Source organism: Methylomonas sp. LL1 (assembly GCF_015711015.1).
Classification (GTDB): Bacteria; Pseudomonadota; Gammaproteobacteria; order Methylococcales; family Methylomonadaceae; genus Methylomonas.
The window spans coordinates 4,189,911-4,205,214 of sequence record NZ_CP064653.1 but is presented as its reverse complement, the minus strand read 5'-3'; the positions used below and the strand labels follow the sequence as shown (position 1 = coordinate 4,205,214).

The 15,304-nt window shown below is 52.3% G+C and carries 11 protein-coding genes; 8 read left to right on the top strand and 3 right to left on the bottom strand.

The genetic code is table 11. The features are described 5' to 3' along the window. Nucleotides 1-199: 199 nt before the first annotated feature. The 6 genes from IVG45_RS19690 (at nucleotide 200) to IVG45_RS19665 (ending at nucleotide 7,353) form a co-directional block, all read left to right on the top strand. Entirely contained in the window at nucleotides 200-2,704 is a 2,505-nt protein-coding gene (locus IVG45_RS19690; RefSeq protein WP_196435459.1) for a glycogen/starch/alpha-glucan phosphorylase, read from the top strand. A gap of 3 nt (nucleotides 2,705-2,707) precedes the next feature. Further along, nucleotides 2,708-3,178, top strand: a complete 471-nt coding sequence (gene trmL, locus IVG45_RS19685) for a tRNA (uridine(34)/cytosine(34)/5-carboxymethylaminomethyluridine(34)-2'-O)-methyltransferase TrmL (protein ID WP_196435458.1) — start codon at nucleotides 2,708-2,710, stop codon at nucleotides 3,176-3,178. 170 nt (nucleotides 3,179-3,348) lie between these two features. Then, nucleotides 3,349-4,341: an SPL family radical SAM protein gene (locus IVG45_RS19680; protein ID WP_196435457.1), complete on the top strand. Its 993-nt coding sequence runs from the start codon at nucleotides 3,349-3,351 to the stop codon at nucleotides 4,339-4,341. Further along, complete coding sequence (locus IVG45_RS19675; protein WP_196435456.1) at nucleotides 4,329-5,042, top strand: SDR family oxidoreductase; 714 nt, start codon at nucleotides 4,329-4,331, stop codon at nucleotides 5,040-5,042. Before IVG45_RS19680 ends, IVG45_RS19675 begins: the two co-directional genes overlap by 13 nt. Before the next feature lie 5 nt (nucleotides 5,043-5,047). Then, the gene (locus tag IVG45_RS19670) at nucleotides 5,048-6,652 is read left to right on the top strand and encodes a potassium channel protein (protein WP_196435455.1); all 1,605 of its coding nucleotides are present in this window, start codon (nucleotides 5,048-5,050) and stop codon (nucleotides 6,650-6,652) included. After that, nucleotides 6,649-7,353: a potassium channel family protein gene (locus IVG45_RS19665; protein ID WP_196435454.1), complete on the top strand. Its 705-nt coding sequence runs from the start codon at nucleotides 6,649-6,651 to the stop codon at nucleotides 7,351-7,353. The genes IVG45_RS19670 and IVG45_RS19665 overlap by 4 nt, the downstream gene beginning before the upstream one ends. Nucleotides 7,354-7,386: 33 nt before the next feature. On the opposite strand, the gene IVG45_RS19660 is transcribed toward IVG45_RS19665, so the two are convergent. After that, nucleotides 7,387-8,607, bottom strand: a complete 1,221-nt coding sequence (locus IVG45_RS19660; protein WP_196435453.1) for a potassium/proton antiporter — start codon at nucleotides 8,605-8,607, stop codon at nucleotides 7,387-7,389. A 330-nt stretch (nucleotides 8,608-8,937) separates the two neighbouring features. Here IVG45_RS19660 and IVG45_RS19655 point away from each other — a divergent pair, with 330 nt between their 5' ends. Both IVG45_RS19655 and IVG45_RS19650 read left to right on the top strand, forming a co-directional pair. Then, nucleotides 8,938-9,444 (top strand): disulfide bond formation protein B, encoded by a 507-nt coding sequence (locus IVG45_RS19655; RefSeq protein ID WP_196435452.1) that lies wholly within the window; start codon nucleotides 8,938-8,940, stop codon nucleotides 9,442-9,444. Between the two features lie 327 nt (nucleotides 9,445-9,771). Then, on the top strand, nucleotides 9,772-11,988 hold the full coding sequence (locus IVG45_RS19650) for a primosomal protein N' (RefSeq protein ID WP_196435451.1): 2,217 nt from the start codon (nucleotides 9,772-9,774) through the stop codon (nucleotides 11,986-11,988). A gap of 21 nt (nucleotides 11,989-12,009) precedes the next feature. Here IVG45_RS19650 and IVG45_RS19645 read toward each other — a convergent pair whose 3' ends face one another. Both IVG45_RS19645 and IVG45_RS19640 read right to left on the bottom strand, forming a co-directional pair. Further along, nucleotides 12,010-14,199 carry a putative bifunctional diguanylate cyclase/phosphodiesterase gene (locus IVG45_RS19645; protein ID WP_196435450.1) on the bottom strand — a complete coding sequence of 730 codons (2,190 nt, stop codon included), beginning with the start codon at nucleotides 14,197-14,199 and terminating at the stop codon, nucleotides 12,010-12,012. Further along, nucleotides 14,196-14,969 (bottom strand): MBL fold metallo-hydrolase, encoded by a 774-nt coding sequence (locus IVG45_RS19640; RefSeq protein ID WP_196435449.1) that lies wholly within the window; start codon nucleotides 14,967-14,969, stop codon nucleotides 14,196-14,198. Before IVG45_RS19640 ends, IVG45_RS19645 begins: the two co-directional genes overlap by 4 nt. Nucleotides 14,970-15,304 lie beyond the last annotated feature (335 nt).

The following is a 15,304-nucleotide window of genomic DNA, read 5'->3' as shown; positions in this document are numbered from 1 at the left end:
CCGCCACCGGCGCGGAGCCTGGTATCAGGCTCCGCGCCGGTGGCGGTATCTTGCGATGGGTGACGGGTATAATTTTTCACATAATCGCCATGAATCCCGGCCGGTTTCGCGGGTGATATAGACGCGCGGGTTATTCGAACCGGCGTGGCGCGCCAGTTGGTTTCAAAACTCATTTATCCACTACCTGAAGGGTAAAACGATGCCACATAAAGTCTTTAGCAAAAGCAGCCCGAAATCCGACATCACCAAGCTTCCCAAGCTGGGAATGGAAAAGAAACATATCACCGCCGATTTCAAGCACTACTACAGCCATCGCCTGGGTCGTGACGAGAACTGCCGTTCTCCGCATTATGCCTACGAAGCCTTGTCGCTGGCGATCAGCGATCGCCTGGTCGAACGCTGGAAAAAAACCTATAACGTCTATCGCGACGAAGATTGCAAGAAAGCCTTCTACTTGTCGATGGAGTTTTTGATGGGCCGCTCATTGAGCAATGCCATGTTGAATCTCGGGATAGACGACGAAGTCAATAAAGCCTTATACGATATGGGCTTGGAAGCCGAGGAACTGATGGAGAGCGAGCCCGACGCCGGTTTGGGCAACGGTGGCCTGGGTAGGCTGGCGGCCTGTTTCGTCGATAGCTGCGCCACGCTGCAACTGCCGGTCACCGGCTACGGTTTGCGTTATGAATACGGCATGTTCGCCCAGGAAATCGTCAATGGCGAACAAGTCGAAAAGCCCGATCATTGGCTACGCAACGGCAACATCTGGGAAATCGAACGTCCGGAGTACATGACCCGGGTCAAATTCGGCGGCAGAACTCAATCCCATATCGACGAAAACGGACACAAACGAACCAGCTGGACCGATACCCATGACGTATTGGCGATGCCCTACGACACGCCGGTACCGGGTTACCGGAACGGCACGGTCAATACTCTACGTTTATGGAAAGCCATCGCCACCGAGGAATTCAATCTGCAAGAATTCAATGCCGGCGATTATGCCGAAGCGGTGGCGCAAAAAAATACCGCGGAAAATATCACGATGGTGTTGTATCCCAACGACGCCAACGAAAACGGCAAGGCCTTGCGCCTGCAACAGCAATATCTGCTGGCTTCGGCCAGTTTGCAGGACGTGCTCGCCAACTGGATCGGCCGCCATGGCCGCAATTTTTCCAAGTTTGCCGAGAAAAACTGCTTTCAATTGAACGATACCCATCCCAGTATCGCCGTCGCCGAATTGATGCGACTACTGATGGATATTCATGGCTTGCAGTGGAACGAAGCTTGGAAAATCACCTGCGAAACCATGGCCTACACCAACCACACCCTGCTGCCTGAAGCGCTGGAAAAATGGTCGGTTAATCTGATGCAGCACTTGTTGCCGCGGCTGATGGAAATTATTTTCGACATCAACGCCCATTTCATGGCCGAAGTCTCCGCCCGTTGGCCGGGCGACGGCGAACGCATGGCCAGAATGTCGCTGATCGAAGAAGGTCATGTCAAGCAAGTACGGATGGCGTTTCTAGCCATCGTCGGCAGCTTTTCGGTAAACGGCGTGGCCGAATTGCATTCCAAACTGCTGAAGGAAGGCCTGTTCAAGGATTTCTACGAATTGTGGCCGCATAAGTTCAATAACAAAACCAATGGCGTCACCCCCCGGCGTTGGCTGGCGGGCTGTAATCCGGAATTGGCCGAGTTTATTACCGAAACCATAGGCGATGGCTGGATTACCGATTTGTCGCAATTAGCCAAGCTCAAGCCTTATGCGGAAAATGCCGCATTCAGAAAAAAATGGCGGGATTTGAATCAAGCCAGCAAACAGCGTCTGGTCGATTTCAAAAAGGCCGAGCTGGATATCGAAATCAATGTGGAAGCGTTGTTCGACGTGCAAGTCAAACGGATACACGAATACAAGCGGCAGATTCTGAATGTGCTGCACGTGATTCACCTTTATGACCGGCTCAAGCGTGGCGACACCCAGAACTGGGTAGACCGCTGCGTGCTGATCGGCGGCAAGGCCGCGCCGGGTTATGTAATGGCGAAAAAAATCATCAAACTGATCAATAACGTGGCCAGCGTGATTAACAACGATCCCGAGGTCGGCGACAAGCTTAAGCTGGTTTTCCTACCCAATTACCGGGTGTCGGCGATGGAAAAAATCTGTCCGGGAGCGGATCTGTCCGAGCAAATCTCGACCGCCGGCAAGGAAGCATCGGGCACCGGCAACATGAAATTCATGATGAACGGCTCGTTGACCATCGGCACCTTGGATGGCGCCAATATCGAGATTCGCGAGGAAGTGGGCGAGGAAAATTTCTTTTTATTCGGCCTGACCGAAGCGGAAGTCGAAGCCTTGCGCCCTTATTACAACCCGCAAACCTACATCGACCAGGATCCCGATTTGCAGGGCGTGATGCGTTTGTTGGAATGCGGTCATTTTAACCAGTTCGAGCCGGGTATTTTCGATGACGTGATCGGATCGATCAAAAGTCCGCACGATCCATGGATGACTATCGCCGATTTCCGCAGCTATGTCGATGCGCAGCGAAGAGTCGATCAAGCTTGGCGCGACCAGGAATACTGGACCAAAATGAGCATCATCAATACGGCGGCCAGCGGCAAGTTTTCCACCGATCGCACGATTGCCGATTACAATCGCGAGATCTGGAAACTGTCGCCCATCGACGTGAACAGCAAATAATCGATGCTGGATATTGTCCTGTTCGAACCCGAGATACCGGCAAACACGGGCAATATCATCCGCTTGTGCGCCAATACCGGCGCACATCTGCATCTAATTCAGCCGCTCGGTTTCGAACTGGACGACAAGCGCCTGCGCCGGGCGGGACTGGATTACCATGAGTGGGTCAGCGTCAGGCAATATGCCTCGTTAACCGATTATGTCGAGCGGGCCAAACCCAAACACTTGTTCGCGCTGACCACCAAGGGCAGCCAGAACTACAGCAAGATTAAGTTTCAGACCGGAGACGCCCTATTATTCGGCCCGGAATCGCGCGGATTGCCGGCGGAGTTTCTGAACCAACATCCTGCTGAATTGAAGCTGTATTTGCCGATGCGCCAGGAAAGCCGCAGCCTGAACCTGTCCAACACGGTATCCATCGTACTGTACGAAGCCTGGAAGCAACTGGGCTTTCCCGGAGCACACTGCCGCTAGCACACAATCGAGCCTGAACGTTCGAACATGATGATGGTTTGTTGTGTATAAGGCCAGAGACATAAACCGCGCATCCGCCCTTTATCCATGCATCTTCGCCTTCCACCAATGCTGAATAACGGTTGGTCACTTATAATGCCCTCAATGCTTTTTTATCCGCCGTCTTCAGAGTGATAACCTCCCTTTACATCGAAAACGCCGTTGCCGCGCATCCGCATGCCGAGGCGGTACGCGCCCGCTTTCCGGACGCGCGAGTGATAGCCTGCGAACGTTACGGCGAGGTGTTCAATCCCAAGGCGCAGAATTTCCGCCTGCAAAAACAGCACCCGGCGTTGATATTAGCGCGGAAGCACCAAAAATTCGTGTTACCGGCACCGGCCGGCTACGGCATAGGCGGTGAACGTAATTACTATTTCTCGCACATGCTCAACTGCCTGTACGATTGCCGCTATTGTTTTTTGCAAGGCATGTACCAGTCGGCCAATTACGTGTTGTTCGTGAATTACGAGGATTTTCAGCAACAAATCCGGGAAACTTGCCGGGAAACGCCGGACAGCGAGGTGTATTTTTTCTCCGGCTACGATTGCGATAGCCTGGCGTTCGAACCGGTAACCGGCTTCGCCCAGGCTTTTTTACCGCTGTTTGCCGAACTGCCGAATGCCTGGCTAGAGTTGCGCACCAAGAGCACCCAGATCAGAAGCCTGTTGAATCGCGCCGTGGTCCCGCGTTGTATCGTGGCCTTTAGCCTGTCGCCGGAGACGGTGGCCGACAAAGTGGAAGCCAGGGCGCCGAGTGTCGCCAAACGTATCGAAGCCGCAGCCAAGTTACAGCAGCAAGGTTGGCAAATCGGCTTGCGTTTCGACCCATTGATTTATCAGCATGATTATCGCCGGCAATATCGGGACTTATTCGAGCAGGTGTTTGCCGTTATCAATGCCGAAACCTTGCATTCGGCCAGCTTGGGCGTGTTTCGCCTGCCGGAGCAATATTTCAAAAAAATCCACAAGCTGTATCCCGACGAAAAACTGTTTGCCAGCCCGCTGCAAACCGCGTCCGGCATGGTGTCTTACCGTGCGGACCTGGAGGGGGCGATGATGGCCGACTGCACGGCGATGCTGCTCGAATACATCCCGCGGACCAAGTTTTTCCCATGCGTCCTGTAAAGCGTACGGTGCTGGTGACCGGAGCCAGTTCCGGCATCGGCCGGGCCATTGCCCGGCGCTTGCTGATTCAAGGTCATGGCGTAATCGGCATATCCAGGGACTGCCGGCGCTTTAGCCGGCCTCATCCGGCGTTTAGCTGTGTCGAACTGGATCTGGCCAAGTTGCCGGACATTCCAACGGTTGCCAAACAAATTCAACAGGATTTTCCGGAACTGGATGCCGTGGTGTTCGCCGCCGGTTACGGCCAATTCGGCGGACTGGAACAGTTTTCCTATCAGCAAATCGAAGCCTTGATGACGGTCAATTTCACCGCCCAAGCCTATTTGACGCGGGCGCTATTGCCAAAATTAAAGCAAAAGTCGCACGCCAATCTGGTTTATATCGGTTCGGAAGCGGCCTTGAAAGGCAGCCGCAACGGTAGTATTTATTGCGCCAGCAAGTTTGCATTGCGCGGCTTCAGCCAGGCCTTGCGCGACGAATGCGGCAAGAGTCCGGTGCGGGTGTCGCTAGTCAATCCGGGCATGGTCGATACCGCGTTTTTCGAGACTTTGGCGTTCGCGCCCGGCAAACAGTCCGGCCAAGCCCTGCTGGCCGGCGATGTTGCCGACGCCGTCGTCTACATCCTGCAAGCCGGCAACCATTGCGCGATCGACGAAATCAATCTGAGCCCGCCCAACAAAGTGATCGAATTTAAGAAATAACCCTGATGCTCGCCAAACTGATCGTTTATTGCTCGTATTACCTAAAATCGGCCGACTGGTATCGGACAGCCAAGCTGTTTTTTTACGACCTGCTGGAAAACAGCCATAGCCGCAAAAAGAAATATTTCGACGCCACGATGATCTGCCTGTTGATCTTGAGCGTCATTTTTCTGATTTACGACATCGAACACGCCGACAGCAAGATGGGCGGCTATTTCGAACTGGCCATTCTGCTGGTGTTCATCGTCGAATATTTCGTCAGGGGCTGGATTTATTCGGACACCTATAAAGTCATCATCGAGGAATACGAGAAAGCCCTGTATCTGAATCTGGACTTCAATCTGGCCGGCGTTTTCAGGAAGGCGATAATCAGGGATCTGGAATATATCTCGTCGCCGTTCGCGATTATCGACATCCTGGCTATTTTGCCCAGCTATCGGCCACTGGATATATTGCGCATCTTCATCATTTTCCGGCTGTTCAAACTATTCCGCTATTCCGATAGCGCCAAATTATTTGCCGATGCGCTGGCCGGCAAACGCTTTGAACTAATCACGCTGCTGATATTCACCTGTTTTCTGGTATTCATCGCCAGCGTGTCGATTTACATGTTCGAATACCAAGCCGTCGGCAGCGGCATCAAGAACCTGTTTGACGCTTTTTACTGGACCATCGTCACGCTGGCCACGGTCGGTTTCGGCGACATCACCCCGCAAACCACCGGCGGCCGCTGGGTGACGATTTTTCTGATATTGGCTAGTTTGGGCGTGTTGTCGTTTTTTACCTCCATCCTGATCGCCGCGTTCAGCGAAAAAATGCTGTCGGTACACGAAAGTAGGGTCTATGCCGAACTTGAGCGCTACGACAATTTCATCATCATTTGCGGTTTCGGCAGGGTTGGTCAGGAAATCGCCCGCCATTTGCACGACGAACGGCAACAGTTCGTGGTGATAGATAAAATCCCGCAAAGAATCGCGCTGGCCAAAAAACGCGGTTATCTGGCAATTGAAAGCGATGCCAGCCACAACGAAGTATTAATGAATGCCGGCATTTGCCGGGGGGCGAACGCCATTCTTTGTATCACCGGCGACGACGTGATCAATGTCTACATTACCTTGACCAGCCGCCATCTGAATAAAAACCTGCGGATCATTTCCCGCGCCAACCGGCACGATAACGTCAACAAGCTGTATCAGGCCGGCGCGGATAATGTGATCAGGCCGTTCGAGATTGCCGGTTTGCTGGCGGCGGAATTCGTCGGCCAACCGGTGGCGTTCGAGGCAATTTCCGGCATCCTGCATAATCGGACCGATATTGTGATGGAATCGGTATTGGTCAGCGAAAAATCGGCGCTGGATAACCAACAAATCGGCCAACTGGATTTACAGCAGCGCAAGCTGACTTTACTCGGCGTGATCAGCGACAATCCGATACATCTGAAGCACAAGAATAAATATCAGGTCAAACAACAGCACTTTTATTTCAATCCGGAAGCGCGCTTCATCCTGCGCCATGGCGACTTGCTGGTGTTGCTGGGACGCAAGTACGGCATCGATCATTTTCGCGACCAAGTGGAGCAACGCCGTCTATTCAGCAGGAAGCCCGCATGAAAAATATTGCCGTATTCGGTTACAACCGGCTGTCGTTCGAGGCTATCAGCCGGCTGGATAAAGCGCTCTATCAAATCACCGTGATCGATCACGATCCGGCCAAGGCCGCTCTGGCGCGCGAGAACGGTTTCGAGACCGCCAATATCGATTTCCGCAGCGACGACGATTTAAGGCAGGTCGGCATCGGCGCCCATGTCGATACGCTGTTCTGCTTTTTCGATACCGACTCCGAAAACGTGTTTCTGACCCTGTCGGCGCGGGCTCTGGACAAAAAACTGAATATCATCGCCATCGTCGACAGCCCGGAATCGGCCGAAAAGCTGTTGGCGGCCGGCGCCAACAAGATCATCGACCCTTACGAAATCTGTGGCCGCAAGATACACGACATGCTGAAAAGGCCGGACATCAACGATATTTTTGATCATACCGTGTTCGGCCGGCACGACCTACATCTGGCCGAGGTTGCGATTCCGGAAAACAGCTATCTGGAGAACACCCATGTCAGTCAATTGGAATTAAGTGCGCAATACAACCTGATTCTGATCGGCATCGTCAATAAACATCTCAGCGATGAATTGCATTTCGTGGTCGAAGAAATCGATCGCCGGCTGAGCGTCGGCGATATTCTGGTGATTTTAGGCCCATCTCGGGAAATTAGGGCCTTCAAAAAAGACGTGGAGAATCAATTTTGTAAGATTTAACTCGCGCGCGGCACACCTCTCCCCTGACGATCCCTATTTTTTCCGCGCCAGACCCAACCAACGCGCGAAGGCCGCCAATGAAAAACCCTGAATCAACACCGACATCACCACAATGAAACTGATCAACACAAAAATTTCGCCACCTTCCTTGATACCGGCCGCCAACGGAAAAGTAGCCAGCACGATCGGTACCGACCCGCGCAGACCCACCCAGGATACCAGCAGCTTTTCCTTAAAACCTAGCCTGGCCCAGAACAGGCTGATAAATACGCTGACGGGACGCGCGACAAACATCAGGAACAGACTGATCACGACCGCGACGCTGGCCAGCGACGACAACTCGGCCCGATAAGGCACCGATAGCATGCCCAAGGTTAGAAACATGATAATTTGCATCAGCCAGGCGAAGCTGTCGTGAAAAGCGCAAATATAATTCTGATGAACAACTTCCCGGTTTCCAGCGACGATACCGGCGACATAAACCGCTAAAAATCCATTGCCGTGCGACAAGGTGGTTACGCTATAAGTCAGCAATACCAATGCTATGGAAGCAATGGCGTAAAGACCGGGAGAATTCAAACCCAGGCGATTCAGCAACCAGACCATGAAACGCCCCGCGCCATAACCAATGCCGACACCCAACACCAACTGTAGCACCAGGAACATGCCGCCTTGCAGAAACGAAGCATCGGCTCCTGTCGAATAATTGAGTAAAGTAACCGTCAACAACACCGCCATCGGGTCGTTACTACTCGACTCCAGCTCCAGCAGTGGTTGCAAATTGCCTTTCAAGACGATTTGGCTGGAACGCAAAACCGAAAACACGGCGGCGGCGTCGGTGGAGGATACAATCGCCGCCAACAGTAGGCCTTGGGTAAAAGTGATACCATGCACGCCCAACGAAAAGCTACTAAACGAACCCAGCACAAACCAGGCAAAACTGCCTAACAGCAACATGGTGATGAAAACGCCGAAAGTGGAAAGGCATAATCCCTGCCACAAAACCGGACGGATATTGGGCCAATGCGAATCCAATCCGCCGGTAAACAAAATAAAAATCAGCGCGAAATCGCCGATAAATTTCGCGATTTCCGGGCTGCGGAGTTCAGGTCCGCCGAATTCGCCTATCATCCAGCCGGTCAACAGAAAAAACAACAACGAGGGTATGCCGACTTTAGTGGCCAATTTGCTGGAAAATATGCTGATCAACAGCAGGATGGCACCCGCCAAGCTGACTAATTCGATGGGTGGCATGGATAGTTATCCGGGTAATGGCATTCATGAGGTGATTTTTGACAAAATTTGTACCCATTATCGATACCAAATTGTCGTTCACTGAGCGGACTTGTGCTGAGCAAAGCCAAAGTAGTCGAAGCGAATGGGTGACTTCGACTCCGCTCAGTCAACGGCAAATTGCTTGGATTGGGTATAGTTATTGTCATAAATCACCTGAGTTGTTTAATAAACGACCGGAAAGACTTACGGCACATTTTATATGCCCTTGGTTAAATTGTTACCATACTACCCCAATGGCAATATTTTGCTGATTTTGGAATCCTCAAGCTTTTACTAACGATACTGAAGATGAATTTAATGATATTGAGTCCGCGTATTTGGTTTTTGGTCGGCTTTGCCGGTTGCTGTCTGTTACTGGCAATAGGCGCGTATATGCAATTTGAGATGGAACTGGAACCTTGCCCGTTGTGCATCTCCCAGCGCTTGGCGATTCTGGCCACCGGCTTGGTATTTCTGATCGCGGCAATTCATAACCGGGGCCATAAAATTTATGCCGTGGCCGCTACTGTCTCGGCCCTGATAGGTGCCGGGATTTCCACCCGCCATGTCTGGTTACAGCATTTGCCGCCCGATCAAGTACCGGAATGCAGCCCCGGCCTGGAATATGTGTTTCAGCATTTTCCGTTGGCCGACACCATCAAACTGATGCTGAGCGGCACCGGGGAATGCGCGCAGATCGATGGAGTTTTCCTGGGCCTGGCAATTCCGGCCTGGACTCTGATCGCTTTTTTATTATTAGCAGGCTTTAGTCTGGCGCCGTTTTGGCTTAAACCTCTGGCCGAAAACCGCGATTAAAATTGCCATGATTGACCGCGACAAAGGTATCGAGTCGACGTGTTACAGCAAGAGTTATGCACAAAACATGGAGTTAGACAATCATAAATGCGCGTCCTACGGACCAGTATCCAACAGAGTCTAATTATATGCACAAGCCATTGATTTTTATAAAAAAATATACCTGACTCAAATCTATCCAATTTAACAAATCCGTAATAAAAACCGGCACTAAGCGCACTTACCCTAACTTAATCCACAAAGTTATCCACAGGTTTTGTGGGTAACTCGGATTCCTCAACGACCGTAATCACTTAGGACCGTAACATCGACAAAACATCACCATATATGGCTAACTGCAATGACTCATCGAAGCAGATTCTGCAAATTGCCATCCCCGTGCCATTAGATCGCTTGTTCGATTATTGGCCTCCCGAGCAGCATGACCCGCAGACCATTAAACCGGGCATGCGCGTTACGGTACCGTTCGGCAAAAGCACCAAAACCGGGATTGTTATGGGGATTGCCGACACCGGCGCCAGCAGTGTCGACCCTAAGCGATTGAAACGGGCCGAGCGAATTCTGGATTCCGAGCCGCTGCTGTCGGCCGGGGATTTGCGATTGCTGCAATGGGCCAGCCGCTATTACCACCATCCGTTGGGTGAAGTCATCGCCACCGCATTTCCGGTTGCGTTACGGCAAGGCAAGCCGGCCGTATTGCAACGTGAAATGTGCTATACCCTGACCATTCAAGGACGTCAAACAGGACTGGAACAGCTCAAGCGCGCGCCAAAACAACAGGCCTTGCTGGAGCTGTTTCACAACCGGCCCGATCCGATTCCCCTATGCGAGCTGTCCGAACATAAGGCCGCGCTGAAGGCTTTGCTGGAAAAAGGCTGGTTGCGGGAACAAACTCGGCGGAACACACCAGCCGATGCAACCGGTATCCGCGCGGCACTGCTCGCCAATACGGAGCAACAGTATGCGATAGATTCGGTCGTGTCCGGCTTGGGCCGATTTTCGGTGTCCTTGCTGCAAGGCGTAACCGGTAGCGGCAAAACCGAAGTGTATATGCAGATCATCGCCGAAGCCCTGCGCCGCGGGCTGCAGGTGCTGGTATTGCTGCCGGAAATCACCCTGACCCCGCAACTGGAGCAACACTTTCGCCAACGTTTCAGCGTGGCTATCGTCTGCTTTCATTCCAAACTAAATGACAACCAGCGCCTGAGCGCCTGGCTGAATATGCAACAGGGCAACGCCGCCATCATGCTTGGCACCCGTTCGGCCTTGTTTACGCCCTTGCAACAGCCCGGCTTGATCATTCTCGACGAGGAGCACGACACCTCGTTCAAGCAACAGGAAGGCTTTCGTTTCTCGGCCCGCGACGTGGCGATTGCCCGCGCCAAAATGTTGAATATTCCGGTGCTGCTGGGCTCGGCCACACCCTCGCTGGAAAGCCTGTTCAATGTCGCCCGCCGCCGCTATCAATTATTACCGCTTTCGGCTAGGGCCGGCAATGCGGTCGAACCGTTGTTCCAAATTTTGGATATTCGTAACAAACCGCTGCAGTCCGGTTTGTCGGAGCCCTTGGTTAGGTTGATCCAAACTACCCTGGCCCAAGGCCATCAGGTGTTGCTGTTTTTGAATCGGCGCGGCTTTGCCCCGGTGCAAATTTGCCACGGCTGCGGCTGGGTTTCGCGTTGCGGCCGCTGCGATGCCAACATGGTGATTCATGCCGGCGAGCGCCGTCTGCGCTGTCACCATTGCGGCAGCGAACAAGCCTTGCCCAAACACTGTCCGGCTTGCAAAACCGGCGAATTGCAACCGTTGGGCTTAGGCACCGAGCGTATCGAACAAACCTTGACCGAGTTGTTTCCGGGCCAACACATTATCCGCTTGGATCGGGATACCACCCAACGCAAGGGTTCCTTGGAAACTTATCTGGAGCAGATCAACAGCGGCCAGGCCGACATCATTCTGGGTACGCAAATGCTGGCCAAGGGCCACCATTTTCCCGATGTGACGCTGGTTGCGATACTGGATATCGACAGCGGCTTGTTCAGTGTGGATTTCCACGCCGCCGAAAAGCTGGCGCAAATGATCGTGCAAGTAGCCGGCCGCGCCGGACGAGCCGACAAACGCGGCCGCGTGGTATTACAAACCCGCCAACCGCAACACCCGATGCTGACCACGCTGATAGAAAAAGGTTATCAGGCTTTTGCCGATATTGCGCTACACGAGCGCAAACAAGCCGGCTTGCCGCCTTATAGCCATCAGGCCCTGTTTCGGGTGCATGCCACCGATGCCCAGGCACCGCAGGAGTTTCTGCAAGCTGTCTGCCTGCTGATTCAGAAACTCAACCACGACCGCATCCAGGTGTTGGGTCCTGTTTCCGCTCCAATGGCGCGCCGCGCCGGCCAATTTAGATTTCAATTATTACTGCAAAGCCCGCAGCGTAAAGAACTGCATCATTTGCTAGACAGCCTGCTACCCAAGCTAGTCAAACTGAAACAGGCCCGGAATATCCGCTGGTCGCTAGATGTGGATCCGGCGGATTTGTATTAGGAAGCAGCACTCTTTAACCGATTAACGCTTGGAACGAACAGCCAAGTTTTTCGCTGTTGCATAGCACATTTCGGGTAATGGCATGCCGATATGATAGCCCTGCGCATAGTCGATGCCCATGTCGCATAAGGCGTCGAAAATTTCTTGGTTTTCGACGAATTCGGCTACGGTACGGATGCCGATGTCCTGACACAAATTGGACAAATTCCGCACCAACGCATAATCGACGCTGGAGTTCAGGATGTTGCGCACGAAAGCCCCGTCGATCTTGACGTATTCGAAACGCAGTTCGCGCAGGTAATGAAAGGAATTGTAACCGCTGCCGAAATCGTCCAGCGCGAAAGCAAAGCCTTTTCTACGCAGATTGGTCAGGAAGCGGCGCATATTGGTCATGTCGCTGATCGCGTCGCGTTCGAGAATTTCGAAAACGATACAATGCGCTGGAATAGCCAGTTTATTGCATAGTTCTTCGGCATAGCCCAGTATGCCTCGGCCTTGTATTTCCTGAGCGGACAAATTGATAAACAATTTTACTTCCGGGTTATCGGCATTCAGCATGTTCTCGCGTTTAGTGGCGAAGGCTTTGTTGATGATGGCCTGATCGAGGTCGCGGCTCAAGCCGTATTTTTCGATGGTTTCGATAAACGTGGCCGCGGAAATGGTCTGCCCATCCAGTTCCTTCAGACGGGCGACGGTTTCAAAAGCAAAAACATCGCCGCTTTTACAGTCGATAATCGACTGAAAGTAGGGAACGATACGTTGCTCCTGCAAGGCTACTCTTAAATGTTCCGCCTGATCGCGGGTGTTGCGGTTGATCTGAATTCTATCCTTGAGCGTATCGATGGTGGAAAAACCATCCTTGCCAAGCTCCTTGGCGCGGTACATCGCCACATCGACGCCCGTTAACAGGTCGCTGATGCTTTCTCCGTCCTGCGGATAGGTAATGACCCCAATCGATACGGTAAGATGAAAGGACTTGCCGTTTTCCGAATTCAAGGTCAATTCTCTAAGGTTTCGGCCCATGGTATCGGCCACTTTCAAGGCGCCTTGCTGGTCGGTTTCCACCAGAATAACCGCAAATTCGTCGCCGCCGATACGGGTCGGCAAATCGCCCTTGCGCAAATGCGCCCGCAACACTTCGGCAACGGCGACCAGCGCCTGATCACCGGTAGGATGGCCGTAAGAGTCGTTAACGTCCTTAAAGTCGTCCAGATCGAGCAACAGCAAGGAAAAGGAGTGATTATGCCGCTCCGAGCGGCCGACCTCATATTCGAGCATGGCATTGAAATGGCGGCGATTGTACAGACCGGTCAACGGATCGTGCATCGAGTAATATTCCAGCTCCGCCAAGGTTCGCGACAAGATCTTGCTGGAGCCTACCACCATGACCATCACCGCCAGGATAGAACTGATCACGCTTTGTTCTTGAGGCAACAAGGTTGCATTCGACGCATAAGCGACGCCAAGCAAGCCGGCCAACTTGGGAGCGTGTTCCGGTACCGATACGGTAAGTAGATGAATATCGTCGACAGAGCTAACGGTTGCCGCATTGGGAATGATGAATTCTTCAATATCCAATGGCGTATTGGCCGGCAGCCCCAAATCGATCAGCATTCGGCGGCTTAACATCTCGCTGGCTTGCCGGCGAACTTCTTCCGAATAAGTGCCAATATAGTAGAGATATACCGATAAGCCGTGTTCCTCGGCGAAGGCGATGAAGAAAAAATTGAAAGGAAATATCGCATGGAAATCCAATAGGATTTCCTGCACGAATTCTTTCCATTGCGCCACGCGTTCGTGGGAAAGAATGATGCGTTCCAGAACACGGCTTTGCCGCTCCAGCAAGTCCTTTTCGATCAGCGTGGTTGAAAGACTGGCGATCGTGCCATTAATTTCGCTCATCAGCGCACGCAGGTGTTCTCCGCCTTGCTGCCACTGCCGGGAACGTTCGCTGAACAACAGGCTGAGCGTATCGTCCAGGCGTGTGCAGGTAGTAGCGGCATATTGCATCGCTTCGTTGAGAACATCCTGATTTCCACTGCCAAGAGCCTGGTTCAAGGTACCTGTGATTTCATGGTGAACGGACAGGATAAGTTCGGAAAGGCTGGTCGCATAAAACTGAGTGCGGGTCTGTCCTTCCAGCAGATCGGCCAGGCGGTTAATGACTTGCAACCGCAATATTTCCAGATGGTTGGTTGCGGACTGGCTCATGCACAATCCTCGGAAAAACGTCCTCCGCTTTGCATCAAATCGATGCCGCAAGGCAAATCCTTAAGCCAGTTCAGAAAATCCGGAACCGCCTGCCCCCGATAAATCGGGCCATGTTGAGGCGCAATCATTTCAATATCGAGCTCGGCTATGGTTTCCAGCCAGCAACGGATGGCTTTGTTGGAGCCCATGTAACGCTGGTGAAAGCCCCGGATATAAGGGATATGGCTGGCAAAATCGTCCACGAAGGCATCGTTGTTATCCAAGGGCAGCATGGCGGCGCCAATGTCGCCGCTAAACAAGATTTTAGAAACCGGATCATAGACGTTGATTTGTCCCTCGGAATGCAGGAAATGCGCCGGTATCAATCTAAGATGAAAGTCGGGCGCAATTTCACAGACTTGGCCCTGGTCCGGGACTCCCACAAAACGGCTCATGTCCTTTAAACCGTAATGGGGCAAAAAGCGCATCCAGATACTCGACACATACACCTTGGCAACGCAGAGCTCCAGCCAGGTGGAAAGTCCGCCAACGATATCGGGATCCTGGTGAGAAAGCATAATGGCGCGGATATTTTCCGGTCCGGTATAGCGTAACATTTCGGCCAGAACCCGCGGCATGACGCCAAATCCGCCCGGATCGAGCAGTACGCCATTCTTACCGTGCATCACCAGAAACTGGTTGGAACGGACGCCATCTTCCTCTCCGGGTTCACTTTCGTTGAGCAGGATAAAGCTGTGGTTTTCCGCTTCAAATAAACAAATGTTACGCATTGCTAAAGTCCTAGTGAGTTATATACCACGCTATCAATTGGCGGATTTCGGCATCGTTAACCCCGCAAAAAGCATTTTTTGAGTCTACAGCAAAACCATAAAATGAACATGTTATTAGCGCCGTTTTGTGTTTCTTTTCAAATCCCAGCCTGTGTTAGCGCTTTACTTATCCACTACCTAGCCACGTGCTGAGAAAATCCTTGCCGGAACAACGTCCGCGCTCGGAATGATTAAGCTGTATCCGATAAAACGGCAATTACCAAAATCCGCTTAATTCCGTCCGGTTTTATGTGATAATTCCGCGCTTTTGCGGTATTTCCCGCAATGATAATCAT